Below are 19788 nucleotides of genomic sequence, written 5' to 3'. Positions count from 1 at the left end.
CTATGAATATGAGTTTTTAAAAATTAGTCATTTATATGCTTATAAATTTTAAGGGAGGGGAAATATGAACCAGGGGACTTGCATCGAGGTTACATCAATCGATGGATTGTTAAATGCATTAAGTGATTCACGTAATTGTGTTATTGAATTAGCAAGCACCGTAGTTTCACCTCATGATATTTTTCTGCCGAGTGGGGTAACTTTGCGGGGTAAGAAAGATGCCTATGCTACTTTGGCATTTTCAGAGGGTGGTGGAGTTGGGCTCATGGGTGATAACGTGATTGACAATTTAACTATTCTCTCCGCTGCAACCTCCCGTGCTATTTTTTTAACGGCTGGTGTTAAGGACTATGGCACCCTTAAATTAAGTGGGTTGCATGTAACGGGGCAAGTTGGTTTGATTATGCGGGTTGGGTCTGAAAAAGCAGTTATATATGCTGAATCGGTGCATGTAGCTGCTTGTGATTCTCGCGCATACACGGAGCAACCCCAGAAGTATGGTGTGAACGTGCTTCAAGGGGCGTTTACTGTTTATAACTTTAACCCTAGCCCAACAAGCAAAATTAGCCTTAGCCTTAATAATATAAGCGTCGGCTCTAAACGGGCACCAGTTTTTGGTTCAGGACTATTTGTATCTGGATTTAGGGATGAGCTGGGTTTGGTTGATGTAGAAAAAATGACTACGGGAGCTATTTATTCAACGGGTCTATTAACTGCAGGAACTGCAGACTTTATTACTGGCGGAGTATTTTTGGTTTACGGAGCACATGCAACGTTAATCGAAAACTATTCTGAAGTTGTAACGTACGGCACCAATGATATGGTCTTAGATAATTGGGGTACGGTAGATCAGTGGATTTGCCATAAACCAGTTATATCCTATGGCCCCAGCGGGATTGGATTTGTTAATTTCGGGGTAGTGGGAAGCTTTTTGGCCAAGGATGCTGTAATTACATATGGTCAAGGCGCGCGAGGCTTTAATCAATACGATGGAACTGTAAATAATATCCGTTTCAAACAAATAACCACATATGGCAATGGTTCGATAGGCATTCAAATTAGCAAGCCGATTGGGGCAATCTCTATAGACGAAAATGTAGAAACTTTTGGCGGTGTAGGCAATTCTTTAGTCAAGGGCGTTAATTTGGTTTTGCATGCCGTGGCAATCTCTATTAAACCAGGTGGAGTGGTTGATGCGATTCAGGTTGGCGGTGACGTTGTAACACATGCTGATGGAGTTTCTGCTTTAACTGTAGAAGGCGACGGACTCGTAAAATCACTTAGCGTTGGTGGGGCTATCAAGGCTTTAGGAGGTAACGCAAGCGCAGTCATTCTTCAAAATTCAAAATCTTGCCCTCTTGGTGGGGTAAGTGTCACGTCATCAGGTGGCGCTGTAATTGAGACTGTAGATGGCGCTTAGAACCAGTTTTACTGATATTTATGGGGGCCTTTATTTCTGACATAAATTGCAGTTGGCCGATAAATACTGCAATTTATGTCCTTAAGGGAAAGTAGGCGCCCCAATAAATTTCTAAAGAGTAATTTTAGAGTTTAAATATACCTGCTGCCGCTCATGGATATATTTCTGAAAAAACTGATTTGTCATTTTTGAATAGCTCTCTAAATCATTGAAATTTCCATTTAAGGAATTTTTAATGGCCCTAGCGCCTTTGCAAGCACTTCTAATGGCATGTAAAAGGCCTGAGCTTGACAGGGGATCTAAAGTGCAAGCTGCATCGCCAATCGCTACCCAATGCCTATTAGCTACCGGCCATGTGCTGCTAGAAGTTGCCGAACGGAGGGTGGGCCGCTGGTCCTTGAGTATATTCTCAATGCCATAAATTTCCATTTTATGTCCTAGCACTTTGAGAATGTCTTTAATCTGAGAATTAGAAGTCATCTTGTTGACTGCCATTCTATTTGATGTCTTGTGGGAAGCCTCTTGCCCGCTATGATGTGCAGAAAATAAGCTGATTGAATGACCGCTGTGTGCGCTCGTTGCAGCGTATATCCACCCCTTCGAATGAGAGAGCGTAAAGCTCCAAGGTTTGGTGGATATCTTTGGGGTGCTGATATTCCAAATTTGCGCAGTTTGGTGGAATATGCATTTACGCTCCGCATTCAATTGCCTTGCTGCACTTGCGCGATGGCCGCTTGCGTCTATGATGGCATTTGCCAGTATGGAGTGGGGCGGTTCATCTATTTCAACGCTGTAAATGGATTTTTCATCGCCAGGGCTATGATTTTGTACTTTGTTCCAGCGACACCAGCTTACATGGACGCCATATTTTTTTGCATGTTCATGCAAGAGATTAATAAAGTTTATCTTGGGAATGATCCAATCAGAACCATAAGGGGATGGAAGTGAAGATTTTGAGTAGGCGCCGCCTCCCCAAAGTGATTGAGACGCGACCAGCGGAAGTGCGCCAATTTTCTTAAAGTCAGTCCAGATATCGAGATGCTCAAGCCATGGCTTTGCTGCGCTTGATAGGGTTTCTGCGCTATCTAATACCTTGGCGTTAGCGGGTTCACCTAGTAAGGCAACCCTCAATCCTGATCGGGCAAGCTCAACAGCTGCGCAGGCTCCTGATATGCCTGCGCCAAGAACGGCGACATCAAACCTCATTTGGCCAGCTGATTTTATTGCGCTCTTGTTCAACATATACAACATCCTGGTTCTTATCATTGGTTGGGACGATAAAACCAAGATCTGCCCAGTACTTCACCATGTCGTTGTTGCCTTGAGGTGATTTTTCACCAAGACCTCTTGCCCAGCTATGGCGCTCACCAACCAATTGCTTAGAAAAGCTCTCTTCTGTGAGTACGGTATCAGGTCTTTGAATGGGCCACCAGTGTAGTGTGCATTCATAAAAATCAGATTGCCATGGTACTGCCATCCATTTTGTGATGTCTCCCGGTTGCCATTGAGAGTTAATGCGATATGGCGCTCTCCATGTTGAGGGATCCGTGGCAATGAAGGTGACTTCAATGCCTGGATAAAAAGGGCCGCCAGCGCAGAATTGCAAGGCTGAACGGTCAAGCATATTGGGTTGCTCGCTCACAGGGTAATGTTCTAGTGGCCGGGGTTCTATCGGGTTATCAAGGGTAAATAAACCTTCAGCCCACGCTTTCATTCGCGCATATTGACCTGGCAGTATTGAAAACCAATTACGAGGCTTTTCATTTGAATCAATCCCTTTTGAGCCATAAAGCAATGGCATTAAACCACCGCTTATTGGATTTCCACTCTGATGATCGGCCATCTCAGGGGGTCGTAGTATGGAAAACAATCTTTCACGTTTCCCCTTTGAATTGCTGGAGGCGTCGCTATAAATCGATATATGTTTTGAGTCTGTAAAGCTGCCATAAGCCCCAGCTCCATGACCGCGATAGGCTGCTCCGCTAACCCAAGCTAAATTACTCGAGCGAAGCAATATTGGGTAAACATCACGATAAAAAAGAACTTCATCAGATTCCAGCGTTATCCATCCTTGCGATTGCGATAACTCTTGCATTTGATCATCCAGCGTTACGAGGCTATGAAGATCGGGGGCAAAAGAAGGTGGAGCAATAATGACCGAGGCTCGATCAGCTATGCAAGAACATCCATCAGAGAGATAAATTGTTGCCTCAACCCAGCCGTCGGCAATATTGTCATACCATCCATCATTATTAGCAAAATCGCTAACAGGATTGTTGGGCTGAATACTCGCAGCACTGCCATCGCCACCAAGAACTAATAAGCGACCAAGTACATCGGTACGTATTTCCCCCAAACAAACGGTTTTTCCAAGAAATAACCCGTCATTAAACTCAATAGGTTTGGCGCTTTCTCCCTCAATACTCTTTTGAGCAGGGGTGATATTGAGGGATTTTCTCTGATCTGGTTCAAGATTTGATTCAATTGTGGGGTTGCGGAGGACTCTACTAGATTCATCTGCCCACGCGTCTTCACCTTTAAATTGATACCAGCCACCCTTTTTATTGGCAATTGTTACGGTCCATACAATGCGAGCAATCTTTGAGTGAATTTCTTGAATCACATTTCCGCTTGAATCGTACTCGTAAACTCTAAAACGAGCTGCTTGCCTTTTAATGAGGCCATCGGCATCTTTGTAATGGTTATCTGCTGGTGGTAGTATCCAGTTTGGTGATTCTGGACCTATATAGAATTCATTTGGGCTATTGCCCACACGTGCAATGCCTAATCCAGGGTGAACGCGAAAGTAACCACCATTTATCTTTGCGGATTCATCATACAAAGAATTGGTGGGTATGTCCTGGGGTACGTTAGCGTTCATGTGTCTTAATAATTAAAGTATGGAGTGAGGGTTCTTTTAGTCGCGAGAACGAAAAAATTCAGCTAAGAGCTACATTTCTAAGTCTTATGTCGATAGTTCATTCGTTCGGATAAATATGAAAATAGCTAAATTAGGCCAATTTCAATCTTGCGGCAACGGCAGCAATTCTTTGTCCATACAGGTGCGCCGTTTCCAAATCACCTAACGGTATCGCGCTAGCTGGATCTTGTGGTGGGCACTGAGCCATTAACCCCAAGGATGACCCAAGTCGGTTAATGCCATCAATGACCTTGTGTTCGTTTGCTTCAGCTTGACCGACCCAGATCAAGCCGTTTTGCATACCTAGAGTAAGCATATAGAGCAGGGTGGAGAACTTGTCACCGCTATATCCTGCGGAGATAGTAAATGCACCGCCAACCTTATTTTTCCATCTGCCAGCAAACCATCGCTTACTTGTCGCATCAGCAAATTTTTTAAATTGCCAGCTTACGCCCCCCATATATGTAGGGCTACCCATAATGATGGCATCAGCATGATCTAAAAACTCCCAATCTTGTTCGTCAATATTTCCATCCTGACCAATTGTAATCAATAACGCGCCATTCGCACCCTCAGCAATTGATTTGGCAATTGCTTCGGTATGACCATATCCAGAGTGGTATATAACTGCAATATTTGAAGGTATTGCCATTGCTTCTCCTTAAGAAAATTAAGATATCCCCGATGATCTTAATCTCAATTGCAGAAAAATTCTTGCTGAAAAGGCGGATCAAATTTTTTGCACTAGAGTGGTAGTTAACTCGTAAGTGATTGATGTTTTTGGGATTTAAGTTCAAATGAAATTGACTAGAAATTAAAGATCGCACCAAACTCAACTATGAAACAAATCGTTCTATTTTCCATCCAAAATAATTGTCAGTGTATTGATGCTATTGCCCTAGACTTAAAATAGGAGACATTATTCATTGACGAAATTAATGCTCAGTTACTTTGGAGGTAACCCACCGCACAAAGGGCGCAACAATAAAAATAATGATAAAAGAGGTGGGCCATACGTGAGCAAAGCTATCGAGCCATTCTTTAAAAAAATTACTATTGAAGCCTGATATGGTGAGGAGGGATACAGCTGACATTGCTGCTGACATGATGCATGACATCAATGCGGCAGAAAAAAATGGCAAATATTTTTTTGATAGTTTCATCGGTATTTTTTAGGAATAGAAATCAAAACAAAGTTTTTCTTATATCTTAAATTAATGCTTCAGGCTGTTACCGAAAAATATTTTATCGAATGGAAAAATAATGCTTAAGAAAGCAAAAAATATACTCGCTTTTTTATGCCTACTTGCTATAGTTTTTTCGGTGGGATATGCGTACTTATGGTTTGACTGGAATCCCGTATTTTCTTACCAAGAAGGTTACTTACAAAAATTATCTAAAAAAGGCTTTATATGTAAGACATGGGAAGGGGAAGTGGTCATCGAGCCAGATTTAGGAATTCAGAGAAAATTCCAATTTTCGATTCGAGATGACGATGTTGCCAGAAAAGTGCAGGAGCATCTTGGATCGCCCGTTCACTTGGAATATCAAATACACCATGGGATAACATTTTTTGGTTGCCTTGGAGATACCCTCAATTTTGCAACGGGTGTTACAAGAAAGTCTGAGAATAAACAAGAATAGTAGTTAGGAGCCAAAAAAATATGAATCAACTATCGCTAATTGGTCAATATTGGGTAAAAGATGCTAAATGATGATTTGATTTCTAGCTCATACTTTAGAAGAAACTTTGAGCGCCAAGAGTGGGTGCATGAGTGGATTCGCCCCACAGTGAATTTTTTTGAAACTACAGCATTGGGCTATTCAGTCAATATGCCAATAGTCATCATGCTGGAGATGAAAGGTGGAATTGATGGCTATTTGTTATTGGAGCAGTGTACGATTTCATACAAAACAAGAGCCCCAATACCGGTTGAGAGTGATCCTCGGTTCTGGAAGTGGCTGGCTATGAATTCCATATGGATTACACCTAGCTTAGCAATGAGGAAGAAATTGGGTGTCTATTTAGACCTGCCTGATAAGCTGGTAAACGGGGTTGATCTTGGAGATCGCATTCCCTCTAACTTTCATGAGTTTTCAATTCAACTTGCGGATGCAACATCCAGGGCATAAAACCACTCGACTTTTGCATGGGAAGTGCAAAGTTCTCCGATTATCTTATCGACTAGAGATCTACTCTTTTGGATATTTCTATTGAATTATTGATGCCAATTAGAAACATAGCGTTCTCTTTTTGCCATAGTAATTTATTTAAGTGGTTGTTAGACTAGCTCGAGTACATCAGATGTATTGGTGAATTGCAACAGCATTGATGTTGCTAAATTGGCAAAGTAGAAAAATTATGCTTAATAAAAAAACTTTTGTTGCAAGCATTGTTGCGATGGTTTTAGGCTTCGGATCGACTGGAACGGTATTCAGTCAGTCAATTGATTACAAAAATACAAAAGGAGGAAGTACAAAAATGACTAATAGTTTGATTTTAAAACGGTCCGATACAGTTCTTTTATTGGTTGATCACCAGGTTGGTCTTTTGAGTGGGGTCCGTGATATTGGCACTGCTGAACTCTCGAATAATGTTGCTGCATTAGCTAAAGCCGCAAAAATATTGGGCATACCGGTAATTGTTACCAATGTTGGTCCTGGCGATATGTGGGGTCCGCTTATTCCTGAATTAGCAAAAGAATTACCTGGTGTAAACATTATTCAAAGAACAGCAGTAAATGCATGGGATGACCCCAAGGTCGTCGAGGCGGTGAAGGCTACAGGCCGCAAGCAAATTCTGGTTGCCGGTATTTCTTTGGAGGTTTGCGCTGCGTTGCCGGCCATGTCTGCGTACGAGCAAGGTTACGATACCCGAGTAGTACTTGATGCTTCAGGTACATTTAATCAAGCAAAACGTCAGTCAGGTATTCAGCGTTTAACAGTTGCAGGTATTCCTCTAACTGACTATGCAACTGCGTCGGTTGAGTTGCTGGGTGATAATGCTGATCCGAAGTCTGGAGAGGTATATGGCGCTATGAATATGTCTTTTGCAAATATTGTTTGGCAATTAAATACTGCAGCCAAAGCAAGTGTTGCGAACAAGTAAGATTCATGACTTTTAAAAAAAGGGGCTCTGATGCCCCTTTTTTTAACTGAATTCATGTTGGAGGATTGCATTAAAAACACTGAAATAAGAAAGAGGGTGGGGTGGACTGATTTGAGATTTTTCACACACTTCATTAATGTAGTCATGTTAAATGAGAACTTTTCTCATTTAATCTGAAATGGTTTTCACACTCAGCTTGTTGAACAATCTGGATTTGTAAACCTTGACGGTTGCGGGTGTTAAATTCAGATATTCAGCAATTTCCTTGCTTATCAATCCTTTTGTCAACAAATTGCACACCTGAATTTCCCTGGTAGTAACTTGTAGTGTTCTGGGTCAAACCTCAGCACCTTCATCCTTAAGCAAATTCTTTCAACTGAATCATCAATATCTTCCTGTGTTACTGGTTGAGTCAGGTAATCACTTAGACCTACTCGCATCAATTCAATCGGCAGCTTAAATGTAATTTTGTGCCCTATGTATACAACAGCCATTTCAGGCCATTTTAATTTTATTTGGATTATCGCGTTTAGCGGGTTGGAATCTCTTTTATCCAAATAAACCAAGGCAATAGATGCATTATTTAGCGAAGGTTTAGATGTTTTAATTTCCCTTCTTGAGGCTTGTTTAACTCTCTTGAGTTCAGTGGAAAGTTTGCTGGCTGGAATTGTGGATGAGGTGAGTACATATATATTTTCCATAGAGCTTTAGTCTATTTATGAAGGCATTATTTTCTTCGATACACTTTAATATACGTAGCGTACCCACCGCTAGGCAACTTACCGTTCTAAATTTGATACTTGTTATTCATGTGGTTCTAATTAAGAATGGGCGCTCTCCGTGTGAAATTGATTGCTCTCAATTTAGAGCCATCTAAAAATTAAAGATTGCGCAGGTTACCCTGCGCAATCTTTTTTTATTCTTTAAGTTAAATCTTGGCCTGTTGGGGTTGCATGTTATCCATACTAATTTTGATTTTTTCTTCTTTATTGCTTCTTGCTTTAGGCTTTGTATTTTATTTTTCTACTAGTTATAAAAAACCAGAAAGTGCAGGGTTTCTTGCAATATCTGAGGACCAATTAAATATTCGCGGATACGATAAATTTCTATTTTCCGAGTTTTCAGTCTCACTATTAGATGGCCCGGGATATCAAAATAATATTTCTGATGTATTAAAGTTTAAGGATAGTACTGATAGAAACCTTATTGGAGTCGCTAATTTGCGCGTAATGAAAGGGCATATATTTGCATTTATGAGCAATAAAATTATTTGCAGGCTGTCTGCGTGTGATGCCAATAATTTTCTACTAACTGCTGACATTGAAAACTTAAGTAGAGCTATTTTTCTAGCTCCAATTCTCGTGGTACGAATACTAAATTGTTTTAGTGATCGTGATACTTGCGAGGTCAGATTAATGCCTTGTGATTTGGCTCAAATGTCTCGTGACGAGGGTGTTGAGGGCGCTGTGTTTGCCTGAGTTTGCCAGCTACTTGCTCCTTTTTAAGATGTATGCGCAGACGTCAGGCACACAATTGCAGTTAAATTCTTGATTATTACTAGGTACCCATTTAAGCTTAAAGTTATTTTCCCTCTTGAATGCTTTGAAATATAGACTCTAGTGCGTATAGGTAGGGGTGGGTATTGGATCTCATGATTAACCCAATAATTTGCGTAGTTGAGCTCTTTATTTACCTTCTTCTAGGCCCTAAACTCTGGATCTCTACCCACCACTCTACCCACCACAAATGCGTAGATTTCAGTGGCGTTGAGTGGACTAGTTGGATACGTTGTACATTTCTAACTTCTTAAATCTAAAGGATTTTTAGTTAATAGTGGAGTGCATTGGAGGGGGAAAATCTAGACACCTCTTCCGCCAAATACAAAAAAGAGGCCTAAGGCCTCTTTTTTATTTCTCCAGAATTAATCGATCGCAATTAAGCAAATAATCCTACTTGAATAGTGAGCGATGTTGTGCCGGAAGTAGTTGTAACGGTTGGCTGAAGACTACCCACATCATCATACGGAAATCCATAAGCAAGACCATTAGTATTAAATTGATGAAACTTCTGAGCCCAGGTATTTGATATGGAACTTGTATAGTTTCCACTCAGTGGTGGTGAGAAGCTGGCGCCATTAGTGTCATTCAATGAATAGTTAGCATTAGCCATCGTGCCTCGTTGAAATGCTGCAGCAAGCATCTTTTGTGCGTTTAATTGAGCCGCGCTTGCGCCATCGGTTGCTAATGAGTTAGCGCACTGCCAAACATCATAAGAGGTAATTTGGGTGTTAGTAAATGCGACGCTACCGCCGCTATTCCAACTTGAGGCGCTTGCTAGATTTCCTGATTTGAAGGAAAGGACGCCACCGACAACCATTCCTGAATAGTAGCCAGATGATGCGTCATAAGTAACTACAGGGGTGGTTCCCCAGTTGTTATACCAAGTTTCAATCGTGCTGGTAAAGAAGGTATCGCTTGAAGTGGCAACCGTTTTTGGTGATACAGCGCGCAATGTATTCGCTGTATAAACACTGGATGGATATGCGTCTGCATTAACGCCATTAGTAGGGACACTAACAGAGCTATTGAATAGCGAGTTAGATAGTCCTGCCAAATTGGTCATGATGCCAGTGCGGCTTGTATTCAGAACACCTTGTTCTCCAGCAGTCATGCCGGTACCCGTTGCGGACATCGAGATTGGGAAGCCGAATTGATCTACTTGAGTAGTATTGATGTTGAGCGCTTGATTACTGTCGAATGAAAATTCCAGCCAGTCATATAAGCAGAGGGAGCCAGGAGTTCCTGAAGCCAGGGCGGGGGCTGTATAGCCTGTTGCTGGAAAACCGCTAGTTTGATTTGCATTTACGCCCGCAAGAGGAGTAAATGGGAGAAGCGGTTGTCCGACAGAAATATAAATACGACCACTAAAGGCATTGGTGCCTGTGCCAAGACCAGGCAAATTGGTTCCGTTAAAGCTAGCAAGATCAGCCACTAAAGTAGCGCAACTGCGATCAAGGGGGATTGAGTAATCGGCCCAAACGGTTGGACAATTTGTCAGCGCGCTAACACCTCCAGTGGTCATGCCGGCACATGTGCCTGCTGCATTAGTGTTGTCAGCGGTTGGATTCATGGCCACAGGCTTTTTCTGGCCAGTGGCTGGGTTATAGCGGTAGTAGGTGTCTCCGCCCGCAGCGGTTAGGCCTACTATGTATGCATACATAGGCACAGATGCTGGAATACCAGTAGCACCAACGCTTGCATCAATTACCAGTGGAATTGTGGCCGATGATCCGGCGCAGACGGCAGCACTAGTCCCTTTTGAGGAAGTTCCACCAGTTGAAGATGATCCTCCAGAGCTGCTGCTGCTCGAGGAGCCGCCACCGCAGGCAATTAAGATAGAGCTAGTTCCCAGTGCACCAACACCTTTAAGGATAAGGCGGCGATTTTCATTAATTTTATGCATGTGATTTCTCCTTAGGGCGAGCAGACGCTCAATAAATTAGCTCTATAGCTAATCTTGATCATTCTCTCGTTGGATGAGGAGGTCAATGAATGATTTGATTTAGATCAAATCCCCGCACCTTTTTGGGGAGATTCGATGCTAGCAGCTAAGCCAATGCAGGTTTCATGGATATTGCGACTAAATTAATATCCAAAGACATCTACTTCATGAGGTCAAATGAAAAAAAGCCCAGCAATTACTTGCTGGGCTTTTGTCTTTAAAGTTACTTAAAGAACTATTGCATTACTTCTTCGCAGCTGGTGCGCTTACTACTGCAGCAATTGCTTCTGTGTAAACCACTTTAACTTGATCATTTACAGCGATATCTTTCAATAGGTCAGCATTTTTAACTTTTACCTTGAAGATGTTTCCTTGAGGACCTTTTAAAGAAACAATGCTTTTAGCTGCATCAATCGCTTCAACGTTAGCAGTTGCAGTCACAGTATTAGTAGTGATCATGCCTGGCTTATCACCTTGTGGAGCAGTTACAGTGCTGGTGCTAACTTGTTCACCAACTGCGCCTGGATTTTTAACCTTAACCAACTCAACAGCAATAGCCATTTCATAAACAACGTCAAAACGGTCACCAACTTTAATTTCTGCAAAGTTCTTCACTTCAGGGCCGGCTACGATAGAAGTTTCGCCGTCTTGATTTTTGAGGGTAACAGTGCGAGTTGCGGCATCAATCTTAGTTACTTCGCCGTCATAGATCAGTGCAGCTTCTTGAGCGGCTACACCAGCTACAGGAGCTTTAGGTTTTGTGAGCATGAAGTAGGCGCCGACCGCGATAGCTGCGATAACAACAGCGATGATAATTTTTTTCATAATATTTTGATCCTTAAGGTAAATAAAGCGCACCAGCATTCGGAGGTGATGCGGCAATGTATAAATACTAGTTTGTTAGTTTTAGTATCTATAGTTATTGTATTGCTCTTATTAGAAGCTGGCAGCTAGTCCAATAGAGGTACCGTGCACGTTTTGGCCAAATTGATAGCGAAAAACGACTCTTACGCGGCTAAATATGGGGTCTGAGGCACTTCGATCCAGTTCAATGCCTGTGCCTACCGAGGAGAGTGAGTTAAATCCTAGAGCTCCTCGTAAGTCACCCAAAAACTCAGTATGGGCGAGCTCAAAGACTGCACGCAGAGGTCGATCTAATAATGTGATGGGCGTTGGAATGCGACTTCGAGCCCAAAGCGCCAAACTTTGAGAGTCAGCTGATCCTTGTACGGCAGTAGAGCTATCAAAAGTCTGGACGGGAATATTGGTGTAACGCAATTCCACATCAATCTCTTGATTAGGTTTGTAGTTCTCATAGTCGAGCATGACTGAGCCACCTAAACCATAGGAGTTCATACGACCGCCATTCAGAAATTGCAGATCAACCCCTTTGCGGTTTTCAATTACGCGAGAGGCGATTGAGAGATCGCTTTCTAAATGCCCAAGCATGACGTTCGCAATTGGTCTAAAGCGTAATTCATCGGTAATTGGAAAATCCCAGCCAACACCTCCGGTACCGGTAACACTATTCCAGTGGACGGGAACGGTAACCGAGCTGTTGCCTATGCCATCTGAAAAGGTGGGGTTGTAGCGGTTAACCGCAAGAGTGCCTTCTAAGTAGAGGGGAAAATTAGCACTTATCCGATCGCCGCCACCCAAAGAGATCATTTGTAAATCAGAGTTGTCGCCATCTTTATTGCGGATTGATAGGGAGCCGGTTGTGACATCCGGTGTAAGCGAGTAGCCGGTAATCGTCATGAAGGCATCCGCACGCTTTTTCAGATAATTGTTTGCTGCGTTAGATAAAGCAGATTGTGCGTATGCACCCCTGGTAGAGCCAATCATGAGGCAGAGGGCAACCAACAGGTATGGGGTGAATTGAAGGCGCATGCCAAAAACTATCAATGAAAATCAGAAGGAATTCATTTTAAGCGACATAAGTGCTAGCCCTTGGGGCAATGCTTACTAATTAGTAACATGTACCATAGAGGCTATGAAGCTCATGCTCGCCCTCTATTTCTTTATATTGGCCATTATTCAGATGGGCTTGCTCTTCGGTATTTATCACTATTACCGCTCGCAAAATTTGGCGCGTCCGAATATTTATTGGATGAGCTCGCTGACGCTAAGCGTTTTGGCTTTGCTAGTTTTTGGAGGGGGCATTGTCTCCATTGAAGATATCGCAAGACCCGAATTTAATTTCACCATTGCGAATACTTTTTTTTATGCAGCTGCAGTATTGCAAGCCTTCTTTTGTCAATCCCTTAATAGAGAGGTGGGTAAGCCTTTAAAAATATCCCTTGCCATCTCCATTTTGTTTTTTATAGTCGTTTTTGAGTGGCTGCGTAATGAGTCGACTTTCGAGGTTCGTACAGTATTTATATGTGTCTTAACTGGATTGTTTTATGTATGGCAGATTATTGAGGTACGGATCAAGCGAAAAAAATCACCTTCAAGTCAGCTGATCTATTTGCAATATGCCAGCGTTGCAGAATTATTTTTTGCATTAGGGCGACTTACTATTCTCATCGTCGGTTCGCTAACCATTAGACAGGTAGAGCAGATTCCACAAATTCTGATTCTATTTACGATAGCTCAATTGGTCATGAATACGCTTTCGTATATTGCGATTGGTAGTTACTGGGCTGAGCAAATTGCCTTCTCAAACTTTAGATCAAACCAAGAAAATCAAGAGATTAAAGCGTTGCTGAAAGAGCGTGAGACCTTGATAGGCTCATTGCTTAAGGCCAATAAGACTGCCAGCACCGGCGCTTTGTCTGCTGCTATTGCCCATGAATTAAATCAACCGCTTGGTGCGTCAAGCCTGAATATTCAATTTTTACAAAAGAAGCTTTCAGAAGGGCAATTAAATCCGGCTCTTGAGAAGGAAATTTTCGCAACCTTACTTTCTGATAATCAGCGAGCTGCAGGAATCATTCGCTCCTTAAGATCTATTTTTTCTGATGAAAAAGTGGGCCCCTCTAAGATTGATCTTGCAGAGTTAATTGAAGCGGTTCTCAGTATTGCAAAACCAGAGATCACGGCAAAATCGATTCAGATAGTGTTAACCGTCCAACCCCATTTAATGATTCAGGCTAACCGCGGAGAGATTCAGCAGGTCTTATTAAATTTAGTGAATAACGCAATCGACGCCTTGGTAACTTCCTCTCAGAGAGTTAAAAAGTTGAGTATTGATGCTCAACACATTGAGGGTGGTGTTTTATTAACTGTTGCAGACAACGGCGATGGCATACCCGAAGCATCCCAGAAGCAACTATTTGAACTGCTTTCTAGTAGTAAGTCTTCCGGTATGGGTCTGGGTCTATGGCTTTGCAAGCACATCATTACGCGACACGGTGGCTCCATTAAATATGAGTCCAACTCTGGTGGTGGCGCCAAGTTTGCAGTGCGCTTACCAACAAACATCAACCCGGTTTAAGTATTGTCGTTATTAGCTCTTAGGCTAATTGCCTAGGATGTAGCGCACCATATCATTCGTTATACAGGTATTTTTAAAGATATTTCCCATTTGGACAAAGATATGAAAACCAAACTTTCTCAAATTGCCTTGCTGGCATCTTTTATGACTTCTAGTTTGGCCTTAGCGGCTGGTGGAGGAGGTGTAGTTGCCGACCCTGGCGCCATGCAAGGTAAACACTTTGATACCAAAGGCAAGATGCCATCAAGCTATACGGTTGAACTCCAAAATGGTTTGCGCAAAACACTGCCATTTGAAGATAAGCGGGATTTTGAGGAATCTAAAAGAGGCTTCATGGCAGCGCCAGCCTACAAAACCATTATGGCTGATGCGGGCAACGTTGCTTGGGATATGGGCAGTTACGAATTCCTCTTGCAGGGCAAAGATTTTGATAGCGTACATCCATCCTTGCAACGCCAAGCGATTCTCAATATGGGCTATGGCTTATATGAAGTAGTGCCGGGCAAGATTTATCAAGTACGCGGCTTTGACTTATCGAATATTAGTTTTGTTAAAACGAATACTGGTTGGATTGTCTTTGACCCATTGACCTCAAAAGAAACTGCTAGTGCGGCTATGGAGTTGGTTAATGAAAAACTAGGCAAGCGCCCAGTCGTTGCTGTTGTGTATTCCCATTCACATGCCGACCACTTTGGAGGTGTTCGTGGTGTAGTGGAAGAGGCTGATGTGAAGAGCGGTAAAGTGAAAATCATTGCTCCAGCAGGCTTTATGGATCATGCCGTAGCAGAGAACGTATACGCTGGTAATGCTATGACTCGCCGCTTGTATTTCCAGTATGGCGTCTTATTGCCACGCAGCCCATTTGGTCACGTTGATCAATCGATTGGTAAAAATACTGCAGCCGGTAATTTGGGCTTAATTGAGCCAACCATTTTGATTAATGAGCCATTTGAAAAAATGACTGTAGACGGTGTAGAGATGGAGTTTCAAAATACACCAGGAACAGAAGCACCGGCCGAGATGAATACCTATTTCCCGCAGTTCAAGGCATTCTGGGCGGCTGAAAATATTACTGGCACCATTCATAACATCTACACATTACGTGGCGCTCTAGTGCGTGATGCTTTGGCATGGTCCAAGAACATTAACAATGCTTTGTATCGTTATGGCAATGAAGCGCAGGTAATGTTTGCTTCGCATTCTTGGCCGCGTTGGGGTAATGAGCGTGTTCAAGAAGTCATGCGCACTCAGCGTGATAGCTATGCGCACTTGAATAACGAGGTGCTTCATTTAGCGAACAATGGCGTAACGATTAATGAAGTGCATAACGTCTACAAACAGCCTGAGAGCTTGAAAAAACAATGGGCAGCGCATAGCTACCACGGTTCAGAAGAGCACAACAGTCGTGCTGTGATCAATCGCTACTTGGGCTACTGGGATGCCAATCCTGCCACCTTGATTCCTCTGTCACCAAAAGATTCTGCGCCGCTATATGTAGAGATGATGGGCGGCTCTGCCAAGATCATGGCAAAGGGTAAGCAACTCTATCAGCAGGGTAAATATCGCGAAGCGATGGAAATTGTGAACAAGTTGGTTTATGCAGAACCTAACAATTCTGCCGCTAAAGACTTGCTAGCAGACATTTTTGAGCAAATTGGTTATCAAAAAGAAAGTCCCAGCGTACGTAATAGCTTCCTGGGTGCTGCATATGAATTGCGTCATGGCATGCCTTCTGGTGCGTCACCGAAGACTAATGGTCCTGACATGATTAGAGCAATGACTACAGAGCTGTGGCTCAATGCTCTAGCAATCAGCATGGATAGTAAAAAAGCTGCCGGCATGAAGTTCACTATCAATCTAAGCACTCCAGATAATGGTGAGAAGTTTGTTGTGGAGATGAGTAATTCTGCGCTGACCAATATCAAGGGTTATCAGGATAAAAATCCAAACCTCACTATCACTGTGAATCGGAGCGACTTAGAAAAAGTCATGGGTGGTCAAACTACCTTTGAAAAACTTCAGGCCGAAGGTAAAGCAAAGTTTGAAGGTGATCGTAAAGTCTTTGATCAGCTGCGTAGCACTATGACGACCTTTACCCCAGACTTTGAATTAATGCCTGGCACCAAGGCTAAAGCACCACCAGCCAAACCTAGCAAGGATCCGTTTGAAGCTCCTCCAATTGCTAATTCTGATGGCGCGTAAGCCAATCAGCGGGTAGGTAATAAAAAATGGGCTCCTAGGAGCCCATTTCTTTTATCCGAAACAGAGGAATTTCTCAGGCCGTAAATGCGCCACCAGCTTCCAAAGACTTCAGTTCTTCGCCGGCAATACCCAATTCCGCAAGAAGTTCGCTGGTATGTTCGCCCAGTAAAGGAGGGTGGCGATAAACCTGCTGAGGAGTGCCATTCATCTTGACGGCAAAGCCTATATTGGGAACTTTGCCCTCAATCGGGTGATCAATTTCCATGCGCATCTTTCGATGACGTCCATGTTCACTATCAAATGCCTCTGGGTAAGTGTTGATTGGTCCAGCTGGTATTCCTGCTGCCAGAAGTGCATCAACCCATTCATCACTGGTTTTCTTGACAAATGATTTTTCCAATTCAGCGGCGAGTTCTAGGCGATTTGCTAAGCGAAGAGGGTTTGTTTTAAACCGTGCATCTTCAAATAGTTCTGGACGCTCAATCTTGTCACAAAGAAGCTTCCACAATTTTTGATTCGTAGCACCCATCACAAAATAACCATCTGATGCTTTCATGGCTTGATAGGGTGCGCTCATATGATTTGCTGTGCCCAGTTTATATGGCTCAACACCAGTGCCCCAGTATTGCGCTGTATCCCATATAGAAAATGCCAATGCAGAGTCAAAAAGTGAGGCATCAATAAACTGACCTTCACCTGTTTTAGTTTTGCCAATATAAGCAGATAAAATTCCGTAGACTGCAAACAATGCGCAGCCAATGTCGGCGACCGGTACGCCAGCTTTGACTGGTGGCCCATCAGGGTATCCGGTAACACTCATAACGCCAGACATAGCTTGCGCCATTAAATCAAAGCCAGGGCGATCAGCCCAAGGACCCGTTTGTCCGAAACCGGAGATGCTGGCATAGACCAATCCAGGATTAATCGCTTTTAATGAAGGGTAGTCAATGCCCAATTTTTTCATCACGCCTGGACGGTAATTTTCAACCAAGATATCAGCCGTTTTGACCAACTCAAAGAAAACTTTTTTGCCTGCTTCGGTTTTGAGATTGAGAGTGAGGCTGCGTTTATTGCGATTCATATTCAGAAAGCCCATGCTGTCTGAACCTTTCATCTTGAATCCCATTGCGCCACGAGTTTGGTCACCAGTACCTGGAGGTTCAATTTTGATGACATCGGCACCAAGGTCAGCCAAGAGCATGCAGCAGTAGGGACCCGCCATTACTTGACTTACGTCAAGAACACGCACTCCTGATAGGGGTAATGGCTTGTTAGATCCATGATGTGCGCCATCTAAAGCGCCATTTATAGGTGTTTTCGTCATTGTCTCAATTGTTTTTATATGTTTAGAATTACTCTGCAATAGTAACAAACACAATTAAAACAATTTTGGAGACTTTATGTTGGTTAAAACGCCTAAATGGGCTATGCGTAGCTTGCTCGCAATCACGCTGGCCACAAGTTCATTTTTTGCGGTAGGTCAGCAGGCCTACCCATCAAAACCGATTCGCCTCATTGTTGGTTTCGCGCCTGGTGGCGGTACTGACATTGTTGCGCGTGCAATTGCGCCGAAGATGAGTGAAATCTTGGGTCAAAGCGTCATTATTGAAAATAAATCAGGCGCAGCCGGCACCATTGGCGCTGATTTGGTTGCAAAGTCTAATCCTGACGGCTACACCTTGCTGATGGGGCACTCTAATTCGAATGCGATTTCTCCATTTGTATTAACCAATGTGCCGTATAACCCAGCAACAGATTTCACGCCGATTACCTATTTGGGCTACGTACCAAATGTATTGGTTGTGAAATCTTCATTGCCTGTTAATTCAGTTGCGCAATTAATTTCTCTTGCCAAGCAAAATCCAGGTCAGATGACTTACGGATCATCGGGCATTGGTAGTACTCAGCATTTGGCTGGTGCTTTGTTCTCCAAGATTGCTGGCATCCAAATGAACCATGTCCCTTACAAAGGCAGTGGTCAGGCGATTGTTGACTTGCTTGGCGGTCAAATCACGATGAACTTTGATACTTTGCCACCAAACTTGCAGCAAATTCGTCAAGGGAATTTAAAGGCGTTGGCAATCTCAACGCCAAAACGCTTATCACTCTTGCCTAATGTGCCAACATTTGCAGAAGTAGGTATTGTTGGTTTTGATGTTACTAATTGGTACTCCGTGATGGGTCCAAAATCAATGGATCCAGCCGTAGTTAATAAGATCGATCAAGCAGTTAAAGCTGCTATGAATGATCCAGAAATCAAAAAGACATTGGATGCCCAAGGATTACAGCCGGAAGGTCCTGCTACACCTGCAGCATTTAGTTTGTTCTTGGCCGGTGAGCTTGCTAAATATCAGCGTCTTGTGAAGAGCTTAAACATCAAAGCTGAATAAATTGCATGAGTGAGTCTGGTAAAGGGGGTAATGTTGCGCAGGTCGTATTAGAGATACGCGACAACATTGCCCACATTACCTTTGATCATGTGGCGGCGCGCAATGCGATGACCGTCAGCATGTATCAATCTTTAAAGTCTATATGTGAAGATCTTGCCAATGACCCAAAGGTTCGGGTGGCTATCTTTCGTGGCGCTGGTGGCAAGTCCTTTGTCTCTGGCAGTGATATTGCGCAGTTTGCTGGATTTAAGAGCGGTGATGATGGCGTTCGCTACGAAGAAGGTATTGATAGCTATCTCGCTCCTCTTGCCGCCTTACCATTCCCAACCATCGCCGTGATTGACGGCATGGCAGTAGGCGGTGGTTTGGCTATTGCTAGCTGCTGTGATTTTCGGCTTTCTTCACCGGGTGCCAAATTTGGCGTACCCATAGCTAAAACCCTTGGCAATTGTTTATCAGCGGGCAATATCGCTTGGCTCGTAGCACACCTAGGTATCAATATTGTGAAACGGATGTTGCTCTTAGCGGAAATGATTTCTGCTGAAGAGTTAGTAAAGCAAGGTTATGTTCTAGCTATCCATGATCAGGAGCAGTTGGGCAAAGAGGCTGACATGCTTGCTGAGCGCCTTAGTAAATTAGCGCCCATTACACAAAAGTCGAGCAAGCTCGTTCTTGCAAGACTAATTAAAAACAATCTGCCAGATTGCAACGATCTCATTAGCAAAACTTATGGCAGCGCTGACTTTAAGAATGGTGTTACTGCATTTTTAAAAGGTGAGCCACCAACCTGGATTGGTAAGTAGATGT

General features: G+C 43.1%; 19 protein-coding genes. 9 read left to right on the top strand and 10 right to left on the bottom strand.

Annotated features, from left to right (window positions below; genetic code table 11):
* Positions 1-64 precede the first annotated feature (64 nt).
* Complete coding sequence (locus ICN10_RS09960; protein WP_216215038.1) at positions 65-1420, top strand: hypothetical protein; 1356 nt, start codon at positions 65-67, stop codon at positions 1418-1420.
* Between the two features lie 111 nt (positions 1421-1531).
* Here ICN10_RS09960 and ICN10_RS09955 read toward each other — a convergent pair whose 3' ends face one another.
* The 4 genes from ICN10_RS09955 to ICN10_RS09940 all read right to left on the bottom strand — a co-directional run bounded on the left by ICN10_RS09955 (position 1532) and on the right by ICN10_RS09940 (position 5503).
* Positions 1532-2662 carry an NAD(P)/FAD-dependent oxidoreductase gene (locus ICN10_RS09955; protein ID WP_216215036.1) on the bottom strand — a complete coding sequence of 377 codons (1131 nt, stop codon included), beginning with the start codon at positions 2660-2662 and terminating at the stop codon, positions 1532-1534.
* Positions 2616-4301 carry a LodA/GoxA family CTQ-dependent oxidase gene (locus tag ICN10_RS09950; RefSeq protein ID WP_216215034.1) on the bottom strand — a complete coding sequence of 562 codons (1686 nt, stop codon included), beginning with the start codon at positions 4299-4301 and terminating at the stop codon, positions 2616-2618. The genes ICN10_RS09955 and ICN10_RS09950 overlap by 47 nt, the downstream gene beginning before the upstream one ends.
* Before the next feature lie 130 nt (positions 4302-4431).
* On the bottom strand, positions 4432-4992 hold the full coding sequence (locus ICN10_RS09945; RefSeq protein WP_216215032.1) for a flavodoxin family protein: 561 nt from the start codon (positions 4990-4992) through the stop codon (positions 4432-4434).
* A gap of 283 nt (positions 4993-5275) precedes the next feature.
* Positions 5276-5503 (bottom strand): DUF2798 domain-containing protein, encoded by a 228-nt coding sequence (locus tag ICN10_RS09940; protein WP_216215030.1) that lies wholly within the window; start codon positions 5501-5503, stop codon positions 5276-5278.
* Between the two features lie 100 nt (positions 5504-5603).
* On the opposite strand from ICN10_RS09940, the gene ICN10_RS09935 reads away from it, so the two are divergent.
* The 3 genes from ICN10_RS09935 to ICN10_RS09925 all read left to right on the top strand — a co-directional run bounded on the left by ICN10_RS09935 (position 5604) and on the right by ICN10_RS09925 (position 7449).
* Entirely contained in the window at positions 5604-5984 is a 381-nt protein-coding gene (locus ICN10_RS09935) for a hypothetical protein (protein ID WP_216215028.1), read from the top strand.
* Positions 5985-6044: 60 nt separating this feature from the next.
* Positions 6045-6473 (top strand): hypothetical protein, encoded by a 429-nt coding sequence (locus ICN10_RS09930; protein ID WP_216215026.1) that lies wholly within the window; start codon positions 6045-6047, stop codon positions 6471-6473.
* 229 nt (positions 6474-6702) lie between these two features.
* Positions 6703-7449, top strand: coding sequence for an isochorismatase family protein (locus tag ICN10_RS09925; protein WP_255536852.1), 747 nt, complete (start codon positions 6703-6705; stop codon positions 7447-7449).
* 168 nt (positions 7450-7617) lie between these two features.
* On the opposite strand, the gene ICN10_RS10215 is transcribed toward ICN10_RS09925, so the two are convergent.
* Entirely contained in the window at positions 7618-7749 is a 132-nt protein-coding gene (locus tag ICN10_RS10215; RefSeq protein ID WP_370626207.1) for a LuxR C-terminal-related transcriptional regulator, read from the bottom strand.
* The gene (locus ICN10_RS09915) at positions 7734-8150 is read right to left on the bottom strand and encodes a hypothetical protein (protein WP_216215022.1); all 417 of its coding nucleotides are present in this window, start codon (positions 8148-8150) and stop codon (positions 7734-7736) included. Before ICN10_RS09915 ends, ICN10_RS10215 begins: the two co-directional genes overlap by 16 nt.
* 252 nt (positions 8151-8402) lie before the next feature.
* On the opposite strand from ICN10_RS09915, the gene ICN10_RS09910 reads away from it, so the two are divergent.
* Complete coding sequence (locus ICN10_RS09910; RefSeq protein WP_216215021.1) at positions 8403-8927, top strand: hypothetical protein; 525 nt, start codon at positions 8403-8405, stop codon at positions 8925-8927.
* Positions 8928-9384: 457 nt separating this feature from the next.
* On the opposite strand, the gene ICN10_RS09905 is transcribed toward ICN10_RS09910, so the two are convergent.
* From ICN10_RS09905 to ICN10_RS09895, 3 genes are all read right to left on the bottom strand, one after another.
* Positions 9385-10911 (bottom strand): beta-1,3-glucanase family protein, encoded by a 1527-nt coding sequence (locus tag ICN10_RS09905; protein ID WP_216215019.1) that lies wholly within the window; start codon positions 10909-10911, stop codon positions 9385-9387.
* A gap of 282 nt (positions 10912-11193) precedes the next feature.
* On the bottom strand, positions 11194-11775 hold the full coding sequence (locus tag ICN10_RS09900; RefSeq protein ID WP_216215017.1) for a hypothetical protein: 582 nt from the start codon (positions 11773-11775) through the stop codon (positions 11194-11196).
* A gap of 111 nt (positions 11776-11886) precedes the next feature.
* A complete protein-coding gene (locus ICN10_RS09895) occupies positions 11887-12840 on the bottom strand; it encodes an autotransporter domain-containing protein (protein ID WP_255536851.1) in 954 nt (317 codons plus the stop codon).
* A gap of 103 nt (positions 12841-12943) precedes the next feature.
* Here ICN10_RS09895 and ICN10_RS09890 point away from each other — a divergent pair, with 103 nt between their 5' ends.
* Together ICN10_RS09890 and ICN10_RS09885 are read left to right on the top strand one after the other, a co-directional pair.
* On the top strand, positions 12944-14389 hold the full coding sequence (locus ICN10_RS09890) for a sensor histidine kinase (RefSeq protein WP_216215015.1): 1446 nt from the start codon (positions 12944-12946) through the stop codon (positions 14387-14389).
* Positions 14390-14491: 102 nt separating this feature from the next.
* Positions 14492-16591 carry an alkyl/aryl-sulfatase gene (locus ICN10_RS09885; RefSeq protein ID WP_216215013.1) on the top strand — a complete coding sequence of 700 codons (2100 nt, stop codon included), beginning with the start codon at positions 14492-14494 and terminating at the stop codon, positions 16589-16591.
* Between the two features lie 73 nt (positions 16592-16664).
* On the opposite strand, the gene ICN10_RS09880 is transcribed toward ICN10_RS09885, so the two are convergent.
* Positions 16665-17915, bottom strand: a complete 1251-nt coding sequence (locus ICN10_RS09880) for a CaiB/BaiF CoA-transferase family protein (protein ID WP_216215011.1) — start codon at positions 17913-17915, stop codon at positions 16665-16667.
* 76 nt (positions 17916-17991) lie between these two features.
* Between ICN10_RS09880 and ICN10_RS09875 the strand changes: the two genes are divergently transcribed.
* On the top strand, positions 17992-18981 hold the full coding sequence (locus ICN10_RS09875; protein ID WP_216215009.1) for a tripartite tricarboxylate transporter substrate binding protein: 990 nt from the start codon (positions 17992-17994) through the stop codon (positions 18979-18981).
* Between the two features lie 5 nt (positions 18982-18986).
* Positions 18987-19784: an enoyl-CoA hydratase/isomerase family protein gene (locus tag ICN10_RS09870; protein WP_216215008.1), complete on the top strand. Its 798-nt coding sequence runs from the start codon at positions 18987-18989 to the stop codon at positions 19782-19784.
* The last annotated feature ends 4 nt before the right edge of the window (positions 19785-19788 follow it).

Origin of the sequence: Polynucleobacter sp. 86C-FISCH, from assembly GCF_018882415.1 — a bacterium.
Lineage (GTDB): Bacteria > Pseudomonadota > Gammaproteobacteria > Burkholderiales > Burkholderiaceae > Polynucleobacter.
Note: the sequence above shows the minus strand (reverse complement) of the source record. Positions and strands in the feature narration are given on the sequence as shown.